This is a genomic window from Maribacter chungangensis, from assembly GCF_042676845.1.
GTDB classification, from domain to species: domain Bacteria; phylum Bacteroidota; class Bacteroidia; order Flavobacteriales; family Flavobacteriaceae; genus Maribacter; species Maribacter chungangensis.
The window spans coordinates 1,136,779-1,158,013 of the sequence record NZ_JBHTHY010000003.1 but is presented as its reverse complement, the minus strand read 5'-3'; the positions used below and the strand labels follow the sequence as shown (position 1 = coordinate 1,158,013).

15 protein-coding genes are annotated in these 21,235 nt (G+C 42.9%); 6 read left to right on the top strand and 9 right to left on the bottom strand.

Going from position 1 to position 21,235, the window contains the following annotated elements; all coding sequences use genetic code 11:
- Positions 1-82 precede the first annotated feature (82 nt).
- Together ACFQZJ_RS04860 and ACFQZJ_RS04855 are read right to left on the bottom strand one after the other, a co-directional pair.
- A complete protein-coding gene (locus ACFQZJ_RS04860; RefSeq protein ID WP_379932701.1) occupies positions 83-1,843 on the bottom strand; it encodes a TonB-dependent receptor in 1,761 nt (586 codons plus the stop codon).
- Positions 1,844-1,866: 23 nt separating this feature from the next.
- Positions 1,867-4,890 (bottom strand): tetratricopeptide repeat protein, encoded by a 3,024-nt coding sequence (locus ACFQZJ_RS04855; RefSeq protein WP_379932700.1) that lies wholly within the window; start codon positions 4,888-4,890, stop codon positions 1,867-1,869.
- 156 nt (positions 4,891-5,046) lie between these two features.
- Here ACFQZJ_RS04855 and ACFQZJ_RS04850 point away from each other — a divergent pair, with 156 nt between their 5' ends.
- The gene (locus ACFQZJ_RS04850) at positions 5,047-5,730 is read left to right on the top strand and encodes a cell division ATP-binding protein FtsE (protein WP_379932699.1); all 684 of its coding nucleotides are present in this window, start codon (positions 5,047-5,049) and stop codon (positions 5,728-5,730) included.
- A gap of 170 nt (positions 5,731-5,900) precedes the next feature.
- Positions 5,901-8,537, top strand: a complete 2,637-nt coding sequence (locus ACFQZJ_RS04845) for an MGH1-like glycoside hydrolase domain-containing protein (protein ID WP_379932698.1) — start codon at positions 5,901-5,903, stop codon at positions 8,535-8,537.
- Between the two features lie 746 nt (positions 8,538-9,283).
- Here ACFQZJ_RS04845 and ACFQZJ_RS04840 read toward each other — a convergent pair.
- Genes ACFQZJ_RS04840 through ACFQZJ_RS04830 form a run of 3 tightly spaced genes read right to left on the bottom strand, consistent with a single transcriptional unit; the run spans position 9,284 to position 12,487 of the window.
- Positions 9,284-10,342 carry a mandelate racemase/muconate lactonizing enzyme family protein gene (locus ACFQZJ_RS04840; protein ID WP_379932697.1) on the bottom strand — a complete coding sequence of 353 codons (1,059 nt, stop codon included), beginning with the start codon at positions 10,340-10,342 and terminating at the stop codon, positions 9,284-9,286.
- Entirely contained in the window at positions 10,339-11,418 is a 1,080-nt protein-coding gene (locus ACFQZJ_RS04835; RefSeq protein ID WP_379932696.1) for a DUF1611 domain-containing protein, read from the bottom strand. The genes ACFQZJ_RS04840 and ACFQZJ_RS04835 overlap by 4 nt, the downstream gene beginning before the upstream one ends.
- Before the next feature lie 7 nt (positions 11,419-11,425).
- A complete protein-coding gene (locus ACFQZJ_RS04830) occupies positions 11,426-12,487 on the bottom strand; it encodes a pyridoxal-phosphate dependent enzyme (protein ID WP_379932695.1) in 1,062 nt (353 codons plus the stop codon).
- A 527-nt stretch (positions 12,488-13,014) separates the two neighbouring features.
- Here ACFQZJ_RS04830 and ACFQZJ_RS04825 point away from each other — a divergent pair.
- Positions 13,015-13,323 (top strand): hypothetical protein, encoded by a 309-nt coding sequence (locus tag ACFQZJ_RS04825; RefSeq protein ID WP_379932694.1) that lies wholly within the window; start codon positions 13,015-13,017, stop codon positions 13,321-13,323.
- A gap of 147 nt (positions 13,324-13,470) precedes the next feature.
- Positions 13,471-14,220: a polyphosphate--glucose phosphotransferase gene (gene ppgK, locus ACFQZJ_RS04820; protein WP_379932693.1), complete on the top strand. Its 750-nt coding sequence runs from the start codon at positions 13,471-13,473 to the stop codon at positions 14,218-14,220.
- Positions 14,221-14,301: 81 nt separating this feature from the next.
- On the opposite strand, the gene typA is transcribed toward ppgK, so the two are convergent.
- From typA to ACFQZJ_RS04800, 4 genes are all read right to left on the bottom strand, one after another.
- On the bottom strand, positions 14,302-16,101 hold the full coding sequence (gene typA / locus ACFQZJ_RS04815) for a translational GTPase TypA (RefSeq protein WP_379932691.1): 1,800 nt from the start codon (positions 16,099-16,101) through the stop codon (positions 14,302-14,304).
- Positions 16,102-16,216: 115 nt separating this feature from the next.
- Positions 16,217-16,744, bottom strand: a complete 528-nt coding sequence (locus ACFQZJ_RS04810; protein WP_379932689.1) for a hypothetical protein — start codon at positions 16,742-16,744, stop codon at positions 16,217-16,219.
- Positions 16,745-16,926: 182 nt separating this feature from the next.
- A complete protein-coding gene (locus ACFQZJ_RS04805; RefSeq protein ID WP_379932688.1) occupies positions 16,927-17,502 on the bottom strand; it encodes a hypothetical protein in 576 nt (191 codons plus the stop codon).
- A gap of 541 nt (positions 17,503-18,043) precedes the next feature.
- On the bottom strand, positions 18,044-18,610 hold the full coding sequence (locus ACFQZJ_RS04800) for a hypothetical protein (protein WP_379932687.1): 567 nt from the start codon (positions 18,608-18,610) through the stop codon (positions 18,044-18,046).
- Positions 18,611-18,698: 88 nt separating this feature from the next.
- Between ACFQZJ_RS04800 and kdsA the strand changes: the two genes are divergently transcribed.
- Together kdsA and ACFQZJ_RS04790 are read left to right on the top strand one after the other, a co-directional pair.
- A complete protein-coding gene (kdsA, locus tag ACFQZJ_RS04795; protein WP_379932686.1) occupies positions 18,699-19,517 on the top strand; it encodes a 3-deoxy-8-phosphooctulonate synthase in 819 nt (272 codons plus the stop codon).
- 31 nt (positions 19,518-19,548) lie between these two features.
- The gene (locus ACFQZJ_RS04790) at positions 19,549-21,153 is read left to right on the top strand and encodes a sulfatase family protein (protein ID WP_379932685.1); all 1,605 of its coding nucleotides are present in this window, start codon (positions 19,549-19,551) and stop codon (positions 21,151-21,153) included.
- The last annotated feature ends 82 nt before the right edge of the window (positions 21,154-21,235 follow it).

Here is a 21,235-nt window from a genome sequence, read left to right as displayed (position 1 = left end):
GGAGTACATTATACACCCCTAAAATAAGAAAATCCCCATTCCTTTACAGGTATGGGGATTTAAATCGTATTATTGAAATCGTTTAAAAATCAAACTTATAGGTTGCCCCACCCAACACCTGGAGTCCTTGCACTTGGAAATTGGCCCAACGCTGATAGTTGTTGTTGGCAATATTGGAAGCCTTTACAAATAGGGACAATTGGTCGTTTACGCGATAGCCAACATGCGCATTGGCATCAAAAAATCCTTCCAAGGTAATCCGTGTGGCAAGAAAATCCGATGGCAGTACATTTTCCGCAGCAATACTAGAAAAATCCTCACGCTCACCTACATAGAACAAATTGGCCCCGGCAAACCACTGCTCCCCGATATGATAATCCATAAACAGGGACGCTTGTATTTTAGGTAAGTTCCAAGCGGGGTTGTCCGTTTCGGTGGTATATTCGTTTAACTGTGCGTTCACGCCCAAGGTAAAGTTTCGGTTTACATCTACATTTAATTCGCCAAATATCCCAAAGGTCTTTATATCGTCGTAGAACACGTCAAACGAGTTGCCAAAATAATAGCCACGGTCATCGTTTCTAAACAAGTTTTGTGGATTTAAACGGAATAACGGACGATTATTTTCCGCACTATAGGATGCTTTTACGTTATAGCTTAAATTAGGCATCAACTGGCCTCTTGCACCTACATAGCCATTATACTGACTATCGGTGGGCGCAATGCTCAAGGTTGGCGATACAAAGGGATTCTCCGCTACAAAACCATGAAACGAATTCTGTCGCAGTTCTCCGGTAATACCGCCGTACGCAATCACGGTTTCCTCCAATAAACGGTACGAAGCGGTTACGGCCGGATAAATGTAAAAGTTAGCTTCGCTATTTTCCAAATCCATTCCATAAACCAAATTCACCCCTAGGTTCAAGGATAAATCGTCTCGCAACATCTGTAAACTGGGACGTATACCTACCTGTAATTGGCCGTAATCTATACCACCCTCGTTCACCGTACTGTTCAAACTCGTATTTGCAAAACTACCGCCAACGTAGTCCACATTTGCCCCAACTTCAAAAAGCTCATCATTTAGAGGAAACTCAAAGGCAGCATTTAGGATAGCGCGGTTCTCACCAGATTGCGCAGAATCCCAAAACCTGCGGTATTTTCCGTCTACCCCCTTAAAAAAAGAATCTTCCAGATTAAAATGCCCGGAAGCCTCTCCCATAAAATAATTTTGACCTTCATCTATGGTCGCAATGGTCGCATCGTCAAAAACGCCGTCGGGCAGACCGTACCAGTTGTAATATTTATGCTGCAATCCCACATCCGCACCCCAATCATAATCGCGATCACGCATTTTATAAGCGGCATCCAGTCTGGAACTGGCAAACCTATCGTTCAACTGCACCCCTTCTATACCGCCTTGGGTAGAATGGTGGTTAAGTCCTATGGTGAGGTCCTCGTCCCTACTTATGGTTCTATTGGTGTAAAAATCGGCATTTACATTCCCAAAATTCCCTGCTCCAACAGACGCGTACGAGTTAAAAAGTACAGGCGGTGGTGTTCGCTCCACTCTTGATGCGGTTCCTTTAGCCGGTGTAAAGGTCGATGCCACCGGCACAGAAAAGATGCTATACCTAATCGGCTTCTTTTGTAAAACGATAGAGTCGTTTAGATTAGGGACAGACTTTATTTTAAAAGCATCGGATACCGTTGGGGTGTATGCCTTGGTGACGGTAACCGTCTCCGTTCCTAGCCCCTCTTCCTCGTTCTTATCGTCCTGGGCACTTGCGGACAACAAACCTAAGAACAAGACACCTGTTGTTACGAGTATATTTTTGTACATACGTGTTCTATTACTTTGGTACATTAATCTTGATTTGGATTTACCGAGGAGTTGCGCTGGGCTTCCTTGGATTTTATAATGGCGAGCTCTCCCCTTGCATCGGCAACTATTTCCGGAAATTGTTCAAAATTAGTGATTACGCTCTCCAGGATATAGGTCGCTTGAAAGGCATCGTCCAAGGCATAAAAATTCTTGGCCATCAGTACCAGTCCCTTGCCGCCCCATTCCTTGTAGGAGGCGTAATCCTTGGCCAATCTCTGCACCGCAATATTGGAAGATTCCGCATCGCCCTCGGTATGCTTAAAGTAGGCATCGTAATAAAGTGCCTCCGCGGCCGTAGCTCCCGAAGCTATTTTTAAAACGTTCGCATAAGCGGATTTTGCCTTATCCATGTTGTTGGTGGCCATGGCAGATCTGGCGATCATAATTTGGGCATCGCTCTTAATACGGTCGTCTATACTTGGGGTTGCCAAAACTTTATCGGCATAGGCCAAGGTTTGATCGTAGTTTCCTTGCTCGTAATACCCTTTCATCAGGTTGCTTTGTGCAAAGGTCTTGTTCTGTTGTATGTTTGCCCTAGCCTCCAGTTTTAACAAATACGGCACCGCCGTCCTATAATCCTGTTGTCCAATATACACCTCGCATACCCGTGCCAAGGCCTGTTCCGCATATTCACCGGTATTTCTATCCGCAACATATTTGTAGTATGGAAGGGCCGCTTCCTTCTCGCCTTTTCCAAAGTACAATAGCGCCAGACTGAAATTAGCATCAATGGCATTAAGCCCGTTCGGGAACTGTTCGATATATTTTTTATACCCACGGATGGCGGCATCGGTGTTTCCGTCTCGCTGCTGTTTTTGGGCCGATTCAAAATTTGCATTGTCCAGTTCGGCATCCGTTACCTCAACAAAATCCAGATTTTCTACCCAAGCGGCATACTCGTTTACACGACCCAGGTCTACATACACCAGTTTGGCGGTGGCAACGGCCTGTATCGCTTCCTGACTTTTAGGATAGTCCCGAACCACGGTCTTAAACTTTGCAAGTGCCTCTTCGTTTCGGTTGCTGTTATAGTGCACCAAACCCTGTCTCATTAATGCCTGTGGCACCAAACTGCTCGCCCTAAATTCCTTTATCAATCGATCATAGGCCTGCAGTCCTTTGCTTTCCTCTCCTGCACTTACGTACGAATTACCGAGTTCATAAAGTGCATCGTCCCTAAGCCTGGAATTGGCATAGTCGGATACAAAGTTTTCAAGACCTTCTATCTTCGTTTCCCCCCTGCCCACAAAACCGTAGCTCATGGCCTTTTGGTAGGAAGCATAATCCTTTTCCGGGCCGCTGAGCGCCAAGGCCTTATTATAGGTTTCGATGGCCGGCCAATACTTACTTGTAGCAAAATAACTATCGCCTAGGCGAAGGTAGCCATCGTTCAATTTTTCTACGGCATCGCTCCCTTTTTCCGTAAATGCGGAAAAATAAGTAATTGCCTTGTCGTAATCCTTCTGTTTAAAATAAGCGTAGGCCAAACTATAATCTACGTCCGGCAATTCGGCCTGAAGCACTCCGGAAGCGTTCTGTCTAAAGGATGAAAATCCAGCGGCAGCGGCATCAAAACGATTTAATAAGTAATCTGCCTCCGCTTTCCAATACTGCGCTCGTGAACGAAATTTAGGATCTTCAGCACTTTTCAAGGACTTTTCCAAATTTTCCGATGCACCGGTATAATCGGTTTCCATAAAAAGCTCTATACCCCTGTAATAGGCCACTTTTTGATAGGTAGCCTTGCTGGCATAGCCCCTGTTCTTTTCCAAAAGTTCCATGGCCCCCGCAAAATTCTTGGAGGTTATATAGGAGTCTACCAAGAGGGTCTGCATTTCTTCTTGGTGCTCATCGTTGGGGTAGGTATCCAAATAAGTGGCAATCACCTGCGGTACCGGTTCGTAGGCATTTCCTACCTCGTAGCTTAAACGCGCATAGTTTAGAAAAGCATCTTTTTGAATTTCCGGACTAAAATCCATTTGGGATGCGTTTCTGAAGGCGTTTAGAGCTTCCTGCTTTTTATCCAGTTTCAAATAACATTCCGCCAAATGATAATAAGCGTTCTGGGATACACTATTGGTGCCATCAATAATTCTATTGAACTGCTGTACCGCATTGGCATAATCCTGTTGCATGTAATAGGCATAGCCCAATAAATAAAAATCGGTATTGTTCCATTTCCCCCCTTTACCTTTGTAGGCCTCCAAATAGGGAATGGCGTTGTTATACTGTTTTAGATTGAAATAGCTTTCGCCAATGATCTTGTTCAATTCCGATACCTCCTTACGATCAGATTTTGGCAATTGCTTTTTCGCTAGCGCGATGGCCTCCTCGAACTTACCTAGCTTAAAGTTCATATCTGCCTGATAATAACTTAGCTTCTCCTCTAAAAGGTCTTGATCGGTAATCTGGTCAAAACGTTCGTTGGCCTTTTCGTAATCATCTTGTTTATAAGAAATATAGCCTAAGTAATATTTGGCCTGAGAGCCATAAACGGGAGAATTTGCCACTTTGGAGAGATAGCGTTCCGCTTCTTTGGTTTTACGGGACGAAAACAGGGAGTACCCATAGTTGAAATTAAATTTCTCCATTTCGCCCCGGGAAAGGGCGCTCTGATCTACCTTATTGTACCATTTAAGCGCATAGGGATATTTACCGGTATCAAAATAATACTCCGCCACATCTGCAAAGGCGGAATTCCGTTTGGTAGACGTAGGATATTTTTCCACAAAATCCTCCATTAGACGGTCCGCACCCTGCTGATTTAAACGTACTGCGGCATTTGCGGCATAATAAGCACTGTTGGCGGCCACCTCCTCGTTCTCCGTACTGGATTTTACCTTTCGGAACAAGGTTTGCGCAGCTTGGTACTGTTCGTTGTTGTACAAGGCAAGGGCATCTTGGAATTCTTTTTGTTCGTGGGTATAGATTTTGGTTTCCTGTGCGCTGGAAGACCAAACAACCCCTACAAGTAAAGGAAAGTAAACTAGAATATTTTTAAGCATAGCGTTCTCTAACTATTTGGTGGCACTTTCGTATCACTAGGGATAACGGCAAATAATGTGCCTAAGTATGTGTGTTAAATAACAAAGGAAAAGAATTTGTAAAACAGTTCGTTACTATCATTAGGAACTTATTACTTTTATATCAACATTTGCACTATGGAAAACACTGTTCTAGAGTTAAAGGATGCCGCTATATTCCAAAAAGAAAGTCTTGTTCTGAACGAGGTAAACCTACATGTTGAAAAAGGCGAATTCGTATACCTTATTGGCAAGACCGGAAGCGGAAAAAGTAGTTTCATGAAAACCCTGTATGGTGACCTGCCCTTAAAACAAGGGGAAGGAAGCATCGTAGATTTCAACCTAAAAACTTTGAAAGAAAGCGATATTCCCTTTCTACGTAGAAAATTAGGCATCGTTTTTCAGGATTTTAAACTGTTGCCGGACCGGAACATCAATCAAAATATGTTATTTGTGTTGAAAGCCACCGGCTGGAAGGACAAAGCAAAAATGAATTCTCAAGTAGAAGCCGTATTGGAAAAGGTAGGTATGAAAACCAAAGGGTTTAAGTATCCGCATGAATTATCGGGAGGGGAACAACAACGGGTCGCCATAGCCAGGGCACTCCTAAACGACCCGGAACTTATTCTGGCGGACGAACCTACCGGAAACCTAGATCCCCAAACCAGTGTGGAAGTAATGAAAGTACTACAAGAAATAAACAAATCCGGACGCACCATATTAATGGCCACCCATGATTATGCGCTTATTTTAAAATACCCGTCCAAAACCATTAAATGCGATGCAAACCGTGTTTTTGAGGTAGTTCAGAAAGCGGTTTAAATCAGTTGGTAGTTTTTAGAGGGTAGACGGTAGAAAAACCGGAAACCGGAAAAAATATATAAATTGAACTAGATTTGAAAGCATAATCAAACTTTTACTTTTACTAATTACTTTTTACTCCTTTAAACTGCTCACTGAGACTACTAACTTAAAAATCCCTATTCCAATTTATGAGCATAAAAAACGAGGAAGCCAAACGACTTCAAGAGCAAGATACGGACAAAAAAGACTGGTTAAAATGGGGTCCCTACCTTAGCGAAAGACAATGGGGCACGGTTAGGGAAGACTATAGCGCACATGGAGACGCATGGAATTATTTCCCACACGAGCATGCCCGCAGCAGGGCGTATAGATGGGGAGAGGATGGTATCGCCGGCCTATCGGACCGGTATTCGAATATTTGTTTTGGCATAGGACTCTGGAACGGTAAGGACCCTATTTTAAAGGAACGCCTTTTTGGACTAACAGGCCCGCAAGGAAATCATGGCGAGGATGTAAAGGAACTCTACTACTATTTAGAAAGTACGCCCACCCATTCCTATATGAAACACTTGTACAAATACCCACAAGCGGCATTCCCCTACGAAAAGCTTGTTTCAGAAAACCAAAAAAGAAACCGGAACGAACTCGAATATGAATTATTGGATACGGGCGTATTTGAAGACAACGCCTATTTTGATGTTTTTACGGAATACGCCAAAGGCGATGAAAATGATATCCTGATAAAAATAACCGTACATAACAGAAACCAAGAAACAGCGGAAATCCATCTCCTTCCCACCGTAACGCTAAGAAATCATTGGACGTTCAAAGAAATGCCCAAAAAGCCCATTATAAAAAAAAGTGTACAAAACGGTTTGGTTTCAGCTATAATTGAGCATCCCTATGTGGGCGACTACCACTTGTATTTTCAGGAAGCGGACCAACTTTTATTTACCGAAAACGAAACCAACAGAGAGGCCATCTACCTACAAAAAAATAAACATCCGTTCAAAAAAGACCTGTTCCATAAAGCCGTCTGTAACAATGATTATACGCTAGCTACCAAAAATGACCAAGGCACCAAGTTTGCGCCTTTATACCAAAAAAATATAGCGGGCGGGGCATCGGTCTCCGTGCTGCTTCGTTTGAGCGACAAAGAATTGGAATCTCCTTTTGGAGCTGCGTTCGAGAACCTATTTTCTACCAGAAAAAAAGAATGTGATACATTTTACGAGCAATTTGGGCCGCATGCCAACGAGGATAAAAAACTGATCTTTAAACAGGCCATGGCCGGACTCTTATGGACAAAGCAATACTACAATTATGAAGTAGAACAATGGCTAAAGGGCGATTCTAAAAACTCCCAACCACCAAAAGAACGACTCACCGGACGTAACAGCTCTTGGAAAACGCTTAGGAACCACGATATCCTTTCCATGCCCGATGCTTGGGAATATCCGTGGTATGCGGCTTGGGACTCCGCCTTTCATTGTGCCTCTTTTGCCTTAATTGATCCCAGTTTTGCCAAAGAGCAATTGTTGCTTTTTACAAAAGAATGGTATATGGCACCCAACGGACAGATACCGGCATACGAATGGAATTTTAGCGATGTGAACCCTCCTGTACAAGCATGGGCCGCCTTGAGGATCTTTAAGACCGACAGAGAAAAAACAGGTGTCGGAGACATCAAGTTCCTTAAACGAATGTTCAACAAATTGGCCCTGAATTTTACCTGGTGGGTAAACCAATTGGACCGCAACCAAAAAAATGTATTCCAGGGAGGGTTTTTAGGATTGGACAATATTGGGGTCTTTGACCGTAGCCATGGCGTTCCTGGCAATGGTACTTTGGAACAGGTAGATGGTACCGCTTGGATGGCACTCTACTGTTTGAATATGCTAGAAATGAGCTTGGAAATCGCTAAAGTAGACGATGCCTACGAGGATATGGCTACCAAATATTTTGGCCATTTTGTATTCATTGCCGAAGCCCTTAACAAAATAGACACCGAGCACGAGGGAACATGGGACAACGAGGAAGGTTTCTTCTACGATAGATTAGTGCTGCCGGACGGACGCGCTACGCGTATTAAGATACGTTCCATTGCCGGCATGCTATCCCTTGCCGCTGTTCTTACCATAACCAAGGAAACCTTGGCCATGTTTCCAAAGTTTAAAGCGAGTATTCTTTGGTTTAAAAAGTACCGTATGGAAAATCTAAAATTCCCCATCATACAAGGGTTTGAAGACGGGGAAGACCTTCTTCTTTCCTTAGTTCCAAATGACCGCTTACAACTGTTGATATCAAGTTTACTGGACGAAAAAGAGTTTTTGAGTCCGTTTGGGATCCGTTCGCTATCCAAAATACATGAAGAACCCTATCGTGTAAATATAGAAGGTGTAGATTATTCCATTAACTATGAACCGGCGGAATCTACGGTATCCCTCTTTGGAGGTAATTCCAACTGGCGCGGCCCTGTATGGATGCCCATGAACTACTTGTTTATCCAATCGTTACGGGAATACTACACTTTTGGAGGAAAAGAGATGCTATTTGAATATCCAACGGGAAGCGGAATCAAAATGGACCTTCATCAGATAAGCAATGAAATCAGTAAACGGCTTATCAAAATGTTTGAAAAGGATGCCGCCGAAAAACGTCCGATAAACTTGTTGCACGAAAAGCAGTATACGGATCCTAATTTTAAAGATCTAGTTTTGTTCTACGAATATTTTCACGGTGAAAACGGACGTGGTTTGGGAGCTTCTCATCAAACGGGGTGGACAGCACTTGTTGCGAATTTAATTCAGGAGTTGGAAGATTAGCGCTGAGCGCATTTCGCTTTCCGTGATAAGCAGTAAGCTTTTGATAAATTAGCGAAGTTATTTGGATTCTCCCTTTTTTTTCCTAGCCTCCGACGAGCGAAGTATTAGAGAGAGAGAGAGAGAGAGAGAGGGAAAGAAAGGTATAGGTCCCGCTGAGCTATTTTTCCGAAGGTAAAATGAGCCAAAGTGACGGAGGGATGACCCCACGCTTCGGGGCTGCTTTGACGAACATTCAAATTCAAACACAAATACAAACACAAATTCAAAAATCAAATTGCAAGAGAAGTAAAACACTTGACCGCCTTAGCAATTAAAATCACAAAACACATTAGAAACATCCTAGCAAAAGCAACCAGCCCGCAGATCAAGAAATCTCCCCTTTCTTCCGCAAGCGGAATTCATTCCCCTCTTTGAAAAAGAGGGGAGCTTTTCCTGCGTTATATAATTCAAAATTATAGCAAACTAAAAAAAGCTCCTCCCTTTTTTTCAAAGGGAGGTGGTGGTGAGCAATTTAACGGGTCGAACCCCTCTTTCTTTCGCAAGCGAAATTCATTCTCCCCTTTATCAAAAGGGGAGAGCCGATAAAGTGAAAATTTACTGATCAACAACCATATAAATATCGCAACAATATTTATACTGAAGAAGTTATCCCCTTTCCTCCGCCATAGGCGGATTCATTCCCCTCTTTTTCAAAGAGGGGAGCTTTTCCTTAGTTCATAAATTCAAATTATAAAAAAAAGAAAACCCTAGCCATCATAGCCCAGACCGTATTTTTCAGTTGGAAATAAAATACCATTTTGTAAGGTGAAAATATCCTTGTACGGATCATTTACCAACTCTAAATGGCCATCTAAATCGGCATACATGATATTGGGTCTGGAAAGGGCAAAATGAAGACCGGCGGCGATGCCCAAACCGCATTCGTCTATGCAACCCACCATAGCTTGTAAATTTGCTGATTTTGCCACCGAATTAATATGCATACCCACCATGATTCCTCCTACTTTTTGAAGTTTTATGTTTACCATATTAATCCGTTTATGTTGTGCTAGCCTAAACGCATCTGCCAATGTTTTTAGGCTTTCGTCCGCCATTACGGGCGTAGTAACTTTGTTGGTCACCTGTCCTAAATGCTCCTCCGCTCCCACTATGGTAGGTTGCTCTAGCATTTCAAGATCAATAGCCTCTGTTTCCTTTATAAAACTAATAGAATCACTTACGGAATACCCCTGATTACCATCAAACCGCCAGGTAACGTTCGGATACATACTATGTAACGCGTTCATTTTGGCTACGTCCTCTTCCAAATCACTACCTCCCTTTATTTTCAAGATGGAAAAACCTTGATACACATATTCCTTTGCATGCTTCATAGTTTCCTCCAAGGACAAAATACCTATGGTGATGCTGGTAGGAATACTAGTTCTATATCCTCCTAGGAACTTATACAAAGGAACCTCTGCCTTTTTAGAGATTAAATCGAACAAGGCCAAATCTACCATCGCTAAAGAGGATGCCCTTTTGCCCAGTCGTTGTTTCAACTCCATTAACAAAAGCGCATAAGTAAATGGGTTTTTACCGATCAAATAATCCGTAATCTCATTTTCAATAGCACGCTCCACATCTTTTGGCGCTTCTCCCGTAACTACTGGGTCGGGTGCAGCACAACCATAACCTACCCATTTACCGTTGGTCTCTATTTTAAGGATAAAGTTCGTGGTCCTATCAATGGTTTCGTATGCAATGGTATAGGGAACGGCTAGTTTTAAATCTATTCTTTCGTAGGATATTTTGGTTATTCTCATTTTATTTTCTCCATTAGCAATGCCACCAATTCGGCCGCTCCGTATTCCAAAACATCGAAGGCAGGAAGATTCGTTTCCAAAGTAATCTGCCTACAGGCCTCGGGAATAGCATCCTTAGCCATTCCTTCATGGTTCACGGTAATGGCGATCACTTCCGTACCGGAAATCACCTGTATGGCGTTTATCTGTTCTTGTAGCGAATGCATTTTATAGCCCGGGAATCCGTCGTACTCAACACGAGTAGGAGCATGTTGTAAAATGACGTAGTCAGGTCTACCAGCAGCTAAAATTTCAAATCCGCCAGGATAGGCAGGGTTCATTAAACTACCTTGCCCTTCGATTACAATAACATCCGGGGTTTCATTTTCATAGGCACTTACCACGGCATGCTCTATTTCACCGGAAACAAAATCATTAATACAACTATCCATGACCATACTGTATTTAGCCCCTTGCATCCAAGCGGTCTGGCCAGTACCAACCATTTCGGCTTTTTTACCGGCCGCCCGGAACGCATGGACCAAGATCCAAGCAGTGGTACGTTTTCCGAGGGCGGAATCGGTTCCTAGAATCGCTAGTTTTAGACAGTCGACCTTCTCTATAGCTCCTGTAAAAAAATGTAACGTATCACGATCCGGTGTTTTTCTAATATCCCGTACCTGACAGTTATTTTTAGTTGCCACCTCCATTAAATCCGCGTCGTTGGTCAGAAAATCATGTAGGCCACTGTCTACGTTCCATCCGTACGCCAATGCCTTTTTGATCACATTTTTTGCAGTAGGCGGCAAGCGTCCGCCATCAGGGGCAAGCCCTACCACAAAATAGTTTGGCATAGTGCCTAAGGCCAACAATGCAGCTTCTGCGGTTTCGATATCCTTAAAAACAGGCATCCCGTTCGGTTTTCCGTCCAACACCTCGCCTGCATCTTGCCCTTGGTACTTGGAGTCCAAAACCCCGACCACCTCATACCGTTCCGTAAAACGAACAAGCCCGTGGGCCGTTTTTCCGTATGGTGTATTGAAAGCACCTTCACAATAGACCAATGCCCTACCATCTATAACTTTTTTGTTCATCATTTTATTTTTAGTGTTTTGCCGTAAGTACCGCAACAAAACGGTCCGGCTCCAAGTTTAATTTTTCGTCCAACTCCAATAATCCGATCAAGCCGGCGGTCGATGCCGGCAGTATCTTAAACCCTTCTTTTTTTGCCAAAAGAGCCGTCATTTCCCGTAGTTTTTTATCACTGATATTGTAGGCACTCCCATCGGATTCCTTTAAGGCGTACAACGCTTCTTCTCCATCAAAACTATGCCAATTGATAAGGGGTTCATTATAGACCGTCTCTTTTATTTTCTCCGGATTCAAATCCTTACAGTGTTCCAAACCTTGCAAAAAAGATTGTATGATCGGATTTTTATACGACGAGGAGGCCGCTATCATTTTTGGAACACGTGATGTTTTCCCCCGCTTGTACAAGCTAACAAAACCCCTGTAAATTCCTGCGAACAAAGTACCGTTGGACACGGGCACGGCACAATATTTAGGGGCATCTCCTAAATCCTCAAAAATTTCCTGTGCTATTTGGGCATAGGCCGAAATCTGTAATGGCGTGTTCGCACCACCGGGATTGGCATCGTACCAACCATTTTCGTTAGCATGTGCCGTACTGGCCCGGACAACATCTTCATAGCTGCCGGGCAGACGAATAATCTCGGCATTCAGGTTTTTCATTTCTTGAACCCTGTCCGTATGATAGGTTTCAGGAATATACACTTTACAGGCAATACCGGCCAAATCTGCCGCCAAGGCCATAGCAACACCATAGTTACCACAGGTGGCCAACGACACCACGGTATATTCCCGCCTAAGGGCATCATACAATTGGGCGAAGGCAATTCTATCCTTTTGTGTGCCCGTAGGGTTATCGCCCTCATATTTGATATAAAGTTGACGCAAATCAAATTCCCGCTCCAAAGCCTTGGCACGGTTTAATCCCGTATCCCCTACTTCCAAACTAATTATATCCTCGTAACACTCCAGTCTATCTACCAGTGTCTTACCAAGATCCTTTACCATCCCGCTAAGTCTTCTGGCCTCCGAGGATACTTTATTGTCCGAGGTCCTTACCCCGTCTTTAAGATTCATTGACCATAATTTTAAAAATGCAATGTAAATTCCCAAAACCGGTATTTGCAACCAGATATTGTAAACCAACGATCGTTAATTTGTCTTACAACCATACTTTCTGGTTAAATTCGCAGTGCCGTGGTATCTGTGGTCAGAATAGACAACCTTTTTTTAACTAATGCTCCCATTTATTTCGCATGTAGTAAAGGTAGCCTAGATACTTGTACGCTGCAACCTGTACCGCATAGTGATTTTTGTGTTTCCGCGAGCAATCACCTTTGTTTCCCATAACTTCATAATGCTAGGTTAAATGTAATCTGTTTTTTGAAACAAAAAGGATTTTATTTAAAAAATCTACCTAGGGACTAAATCTTTATAAACCACTTAAAAACAAACACTTAAACCTCATGGTTCAAGGTAAAAAAAATTCATGATAAAATAATTTTTGTATTCATTTATTTAGTTCATTTGCTCCGATAATTCCAAGCTAATCTAGAGGGCGGAATCCATTCAAAAAAATAAGTAAAACATAAAACAAACATCGTATGAAAACACTATTTATTTCTTTGTTGCTCGTAGTCTCCTCGCTGTCCAATAAGCTATCTCAAGAGACAGAAACCATTACCGCTACTTATGACGCTTATGAAGACGGTATTTTTTATTTTACGGATACGGATGGCTATACCAATGAATTTAGCCACTTTTCTAAAGATGCCAAGAAAATGTATGATCTTACCTCGGATGAATTTATTGGCAGCGACTTTCAAATTACCTACACCAGCGAAACTGAAATGGATGACCTGGATGAAGAAATTACCGTTAATACTATTATTGCCTTAAAGCTATTGAACTAGTTTTGGATCAAACAACGTTTCAAAGGGGCCATGGTGGCCCTTTTTTGTTCCTAGACCTTTTCTCCAAACCTCTTTGAATCTTAGACAAATTTCAAGTGCCAATTCTTTTTTGTTACTTTGCGCGTATTCAAAAAAAATAAAAATTACATGAAAGTTCTCGGTATTGATATAGGCGGCTCCGGTATTAAAGGAGCCTTGGTAGATTCTGAAACCGGAGAAATGTTGACCAAAAGGCACCGCATACCAACCCCTGAGGGAAGAAAACCCAAGGACATGGCCGCAGTGGTGGCAAAAATCGTAAAACACTTTGACTATAAAGGTCCTGTTGGAGTTGGTTTTCCTACCGTTATAAAGCATGGCATCTGTAAATCTCCTGGCAACCTGCACAAGAAATGGCTAGGGATGGATGTTAAATCGCTGTTCAGTAATGCTACTGGCTTACCGGTCACGGTTATTAACGATGCGGATGCGGCCGGATATGCCACTATGAACTACGGTATTGGAAAAGGAAAAACCGGACTAGTGGTGATGATTACCATTGGAACGGGATTGGGCAGTGGGGCATTTTGGAACGGCGAGTTGATCCCTAATTTTGAACTGGGACAGATTCCGTATAAAAAGTATAAAAAAATTGAACTATGGGCCGCGGATTCTGCCAAGGAGCGTGAGGGGCTAAGCTATGACCAGTGGGGCAAGCGCTTTAATAAATTCCTAAAATATGTTGAGCTCATCGTTGCACCGGAACTCATTATTTTAGGCGGTGGTTCTTCTAAAAACTTTAAGGAATTTAAACACCGTATTACTATTGAAACTCCTGTTGTTCCAGCAGAATTACGGAACTCTGCAGGAATAGTCGGTGCGGCGGCGGCGGCTTTGCACCAAGCACCCATAGACTAGTTGACCCGTATAGAAAAAGCATAAAAAACCCTGAACAAGTCAGGGTTTTTTTATACTTAAATACTTCGTAAAAATATGAACCTATGCAATCTTGTTACGTTTACGTTCATTTTCCGTCAAGAAAATTTTACGTAATCTTAAATGCTTAGGTGTTACCTCAACATACTCATCTTTCTGAATGTACTCCAGAGCCTCTTCTAAAGAGAATTTAATTGCCGGAACAATTTTGGCCTTGTCGTCCGCACCTGCAGAACGTACGTTGGACAACTTTTTGGTTTTGGTGATATTGATGGTCATATCATCTCCACGAGAATTTTCCCCAATCACCTGACCTTCGTAAATATCCTCTCCCGGATCCACAAAAAACTTACCCCTATCCTGTAATTTATCAATTGAATAAGGAATCGCTTTTCCCTTTTCCATAGATACCAAAGATCCGTTCTGGCGTTGTGGAATATCTCCTTTCATAGGTTGATATTCCAAGAAACGGTGCGCCATAATGGCCTCTCCGGCGGTGGCGGTCAACAACTGATTTCGTAACCCGATAATTCCTCTAGAAGGAATCAGGAATTCGCACACCATGCGATCGCCCTTTGCCTCCATACTGGTCATTTCTCCCTTACGGATAGAAACCATTTCAACCGCTTTACCAGAAACTGATTCGGGTAAATCGATAGTTAAGCTTTCGATAGGCTCACATTTAACGCCATCTATTTCTTTGATAATTACTTGTGGTTGTCCAATTTGCAATTCATACCCTTCGCGACGCATGGTTTCGATCAAAACGGAAAGGTGTAAAACCCCTCTACCAAAAACCAAAAACTTATCCGCACTATCCGTTTCGTTGACCCGTAAGGCCAAATTCTTTTCCAGCTCGCGTTTTAATCGATCATTAATGTGACGTGAAGTAACGAACTTACCGTCCTGTCCAAAAAACGGACTGTCATTAATGGTGAACAACATGCTCATGGTTGGCTCATCTATAGCAATAGTCTTTAATCCTTCCGGATTTTCAAGATCCGCTACCGTATCCCCAATTTCAAATCCTTCTACACCAACAAGCGCGCAAATATCTCCTGTTTCCACTTCTTGTACTTTCTTGCGCCCTAATCCTTCAAAAATAAAAAGTTCCTTGATTTTGGATTTCACGATACTACCATCCCTTTTCACCAAGGCAATCTGCTGCCCTTCTTTTAAAGAACCTCTTGTTAGCCTTCCAATGGCTATTCTACCCGTAAACGAGGAGAAATCCAAGGAGGTAATCAGCATTTGAGTATTTCCCTCGGTCGGTTTAAATGTTGGTATGTGTTCCACAACCATATCCAAAAGCGGTTCTATATTATCCGTTTCGTTTTTCCAATCCTCGCTCATCCAATTGTTCTTGGCAGAACCATAAACCGTGGGGAAATCCAGTTGCCACTCCTCTGCACCCAATTCGAACATCAAATCGAATACCTTTTCGTGTACCTCGTCCGGAGTACAGTTCTCTTTATCAACTTTATTGATAACCACACATGGCTTCAATCCAAGGTCAATTGCCTTTTGCAACACAAAACGTGTTTGTGGCATTGGGCCTTCAAAGGCATCTACCAGTAACAAAACACCATCCGCCATATTTAATACACGCTCTACTTCCCCACCAAAATCGGCGTGACCTGGCGTATCTATGATATTAATTTTGGTGTCCTTGTAAATTACGGAAACGTTCTTCGACGTTATCGTGATCCCGCGTTCGCGCTCCAAATCGTTGTTATCCAAGATAAGGTCGCCCGTATTTTCGTTTTCGCGAAAAAGGCTGCAGTGGTACATGATTTTATCGACCAAGGTGGTTTTACCGTGATCAACGTGGGCAATAATTGCGATGTTTTTTGTATTGGACATTAAGGTCTATTTTAGGCGTGCAAAGATACTTCATTTTTATACACGCACGCATAATCTTGTTGATTTTTTATCTTACTGATTTTGAGCGGGTTTAATGGCGAAATCCGTTACTTTTTCATCGGCCTATGACCCAGCCCAATCTCGCATCGACAAGTAAGCCCACATTTGTATCAAATTCATCTACAAAAATACCGGGCCCAAAAGCTAGGCCCCAATAGAATCCCTTAGGCCGTGTTCTTTGGATACCGTAGACCGCCGCAATATTGTAATAAAAATCGGAACTAAATTCCAAGTCTCCGACCAAAGGATCACCGAATTGGAACTGATTTAACAAACTCACATAATTTCCCGTGTTACCGGAAACGTTCTTTTTTTTACGAAGTCTCCTATCGAAGTTGATGTAGTTCCTGTACTCTGCCTGCACACTAGGGTAAACACCAAATTCAGTACTTCTACCCGAGCCGCCGTTTAGCGCAAACCCAATAACCGCATCAAAATTTAAGGTAGCCTTATCCGCTATACCCAGCTCGTAAGAGAGGCCCGGTAGCAGCGCATTGACTTTAAGTAGACCCTTCTCTACAGATTGGGCACGACCGTAAACTCCAGCGACAACTAAAACCAATAGTGTATATGTTCTTATCATTATCATCTTGTTTAAAAATGCGTGCAAATGTGATGAAAAAAGTAATCGATTTTACATTGGTATCCCGTAATTTTCTATCCTTTTAAATAGGCCATTAAATAATAGATTAGAGGTAAAGAAAAAGTCTTACCAAAACCCAATAAGCGGTAAGCAGAATTACCCTGATGCACCATAAATGAAACTTAATCAAAAACGGGGGTGCGCGCCTTCTTTTTCATGGGAACCCAACCTACCATAAAACTAAAAAGGCCTCCGTAACCACTTGGCAAAAACTCCGATCTATAATAGCCGACGCCTATTTCCGCATTAAAATTAAATCCACTTCTATACGTTCTTTGGATACCATAAACACCTCCAAAAAATTCCTTATCAAAACCATTGGGTGCATCAAAATTATTAGCCAATTGGAGTCCGCCAAAAAAGGCGCTCCTTGCCGGACCTATATAATTTGCCGAATTACCAACTACATTCTTATTGATATCCAGTCGCTCTTGAAAGTTATGATAGTACCGCATTCTAATGTTCCATGCCAAACCAAAAGTATAACCTTCGCTATACATCGCCAGAGCCGGTGCCAAACTTGTAGAAGCACTTACATTTCTAAACAAGCCTATCTCGTATCTAAACCCGGTCCCAAATGCGAATTGATGACGTTCTAAATTCACGATACCAACTCCTTTTTCAGAGATACGCTGCGATTGAAGCTGGGCAATAAAAAAACTTGAAATACAAAGGAATAGGAAGGCGGTTTTGGTCATTTTCAAAAATTTTATTCCCATTAAAAGTAAAGGATCAAGAAAAGACCAACTGCTGTTTTATAGAAATTTTATGAGTTCAAATTACAAGTTCAAGTGAAACAATACTATCGTGACATCGAGCATCTTGCATCGATTCAACAGATTACTTCGTCGTGCCTCTTCGTAAAGACGTTTTGGGAATCAACTGCGGTTACCGTAAGTATACGAAAATCCCATAGCATCCGCTTGAAAACAAATACAAATGTCAAATTCAAATATCCAACTCAAGTGCAAGCCTGCCCGACATAGGAGGTTTAAAATCAAGTGAAACAATACTATCGTTACATCGTGCATCGTGCATCGTGCATCAATTCCACAGATTACTTCGTCGTGCCTCCTCGTAATGACGTTTGGAAAAGTAGCTAAGGATATTGCAACTATGTGCCAATCCGTTAGTGCAGGTGTAAAGCCAAATACACCAACCAGAAACTCCTTCTACCCTCTATTTCTTTTTACTAGCAACTACCCACTACAAGCTACCCTCTACCAACTACCAACTAACTTATCTCCCCACACACCAGCGCTTCTCACTAAAAATCCACCCGATGCTTAGATTTACTACCGGATAAATGGATCCATCAAAATCACCTGTATAATAGGCCGCTCCTGCATCTACCGAAAAATTGAATCCGGAATCATAGCTTCGTTGCAGTCCGGTTACAACTCCGGCATACCCAAAGGCGCCTTTTACGATTTCATTGTTTATGGTACGGGTATCAGGGAAAAATGCCGCGACCGCCGGCGCGATGTAATTGGCGGAATTCCCGTAAATAGTTCTTCTGTTACGTTGGCGGGAATCAAAATTATAGTAGTATCGGTATTGTGCAGCTATGGCCGGAAAAATTGCCAATTCTTCATACACGTCCGGGAGCAATGGATCAAGAGCCACCTGCAGGCCTGCCTTTAGATCCAATGTCGTATTCACGCCTAGGGCCATTTCATATTCCAACCCCGGATTTATAAGGTTCACCTTAAACTGGCGAAGCTCACAGTTTTTGCCAAACTGGGCCATTGCATGGTTTACAATCAAGAGCAGCACCACCAGGCATAGGTTTCTTAGGGGTATCATTTGTAGTTTTGGGTTTCTTACAATAGTACCCCTATACAACAGAAAGAAGCTTAAAATAGTATCTTTGCTATCTTAAAATATAGCCAATATGAACCTTTCTCGAATCCCACAACTAAAATATACCGATTCCAACACCTTTTTTCTACTCTGTGGCCCTTGTGCCATAGAAGGGGAGGATATGGCCTTACGCATTGCGGAACATGTAGTTACCATTACAGACAAACTAAAAATTCCTTATGTTTTTAAAGGGAGTTTTAAAAAAGCGAATCGTAGCCGTTTGGATTCGTTTACGGGGATAGGCGATGAGAAAGCGCTTAAAATACTGCGTAAGGTATCGGAAACGTTTAAAGTCCCAACAGTAACAGATATTCATACAGAACAAGATGCGGCCATGGCAGCGGAATATGTTGATGTTCTACAAATTCCTGCGTTCTTGGCACGGCAGACCGATCTATTGGTAGCCGCAGCCAAAACTGGAAAAACCGTAAACATAAAAAAAGGACAATTTATGAGTCCGGAAAGTATGCAACATGCGGTGACGAAAATTACCGAAACAGGAAATGAACAGGCCATCATTACCGATCGCGGTACCATGTTCGGCTATCAAGATATGATCGTTGATTTTAGGGGAGTGCCTACCATGAAACAATTTGCGCCCGTTGTGTTGGACGTTACCCACTCCTTGCAACAACCGAACCAATCCTCCGGGGTTACGGGCGGCAGGCCGGCACTTATCGGCACCATGGCCAGGGCAGGGATTGCAGCGGGAGTTGACGGACTTTTCATAGAGACCCATTTTGACCCCGCGAACGCAAAAAGCGATGGCGCGAATATGCTAGATTTGAGCCTGCTTGAAAAATTATTGACCGATTTGGTAGCCATACAAACAACCATCAACAGTCTTTAAGCAAAGAAAAAATTCCAAAGAGGCCAACACGATGAAAAAATCACTCCCAATTCACGTAGCCATTATAGCTATCGTGCTCCTGTTTTCTTGTAGCGAACCTGCTCCCGAAAAAAAGGAAAAACGCCCCAATATCATCTTTATCATGTCGGACGACCATGCCTACCAGGCCATAAGCGCGTACGATACTACCTTGATCAGCACACCGAACATTGATCGCTTGGCACATGAAGGAATGTTGTTTACCAATGCATCGGTCACCAATTCTATCTGTGCGCCATCCAGAGCGGTCATCCTAACGGGAAAACATAGCCATGTCAATGGAAAGATTGACAATTTGAGTCCGTTCGACACCACCAATGTCACGTTCCCGATGCTGCTCCAAAAAGGAGGCTACCAGACCGCCATGTTCGGAAAACTGCATTTTGGCAACAATCCCAAAGGTTTTGATGAATTTAAGATCTTACCGGGGCAGGGCGATTATTACAATCCCAGATTCATTACCGCTACGGGAGATACTACGATCACAGGCTATGTAACCGATATTACAACCGACCTTACGCTGGATTGGATGGAAAAACGGCGCGATACCACAAAACCCTTTTTATTGATGTACCTGCACAAGGCTCCGCATCGCAGTTGGCTACCGGCAGCACGGCATTACCCTGAATTCACAAAGAACACCTATCCCCTACCTAAAACCCTGTTCGATAATTACGAGACACGAGGCGAGGCAGCGAAAACGGCCGAAATGGGCATCCTAAAAGATATGTTACTGCGGTACGACCTTAAAGTACCGAAAACAGTTTTGGACGCGATGGGCATTTCGGAACGCTTGGGCTCTGGCGGCGTGGACAGAATGAACCCTGAACAACGGGCGGCCTGGGATGCGGTCTATGACCCCATAGCCAGGGATTTTACGGAACAATTTCCGCAGATGAACGACAGTACCCTTACGGTTTGGAAGTTTCAACGCTACCTACAGGATTATTTGGGAACCATTGCCAGCGTTGACGAAAATGTAGGCCGATTATTGGATTACCTGGATGCCGAAAACCTTACGGAAAACACCCTGGTCGTTTATACTTCCGATCAAGGATTTTACCTTGGGGAACACGGCTGGTTCGATAAGCGGTTTATGTACAACGAATCCTTTAAAACCCCCTTGTTGATCCGCTGGCCCAATATCATTACCCCCAATACCACGGAAGACGAATTGGTCCAGAACTTGGATTTTGCACAGACATTTTTAGAAGCGGCAGGCATTGATGCACCAGATGATATGCAGGGCGAAAGCCTCCTATCCCTCTTTAAAGGGGAAAAGGATAGTTGGACCAGGGATGCCGTGTATTATCATTATTATGAATACCCTGCGGAACATACCGTAAAAAGACATTATGGCATTGCGACTAAAAAATACAAACTGATGCATTTTTATTATGACGTAGACCAGTGGGAATTGTACGACTTGGAAAAAGATGCTACCGAAACCAACAATGTCTATGAAGCTCCCGAGTATCAAGAAATCGTAAAAGAACTAAAAATGAAGCTCGCCGAGATACGGGAAAAGTACCGGGATTCGGATGCCCTTAGCAAGCAATATATCGACTTATACAAGGAAAAAGGATATATAGAATAACATCTATTTTCTGTAATGAAGAGCAACCTAAGATGTCGGTTCGATTGATTTTAAGGCACGAAAAATTAAATCCAGAACAGCG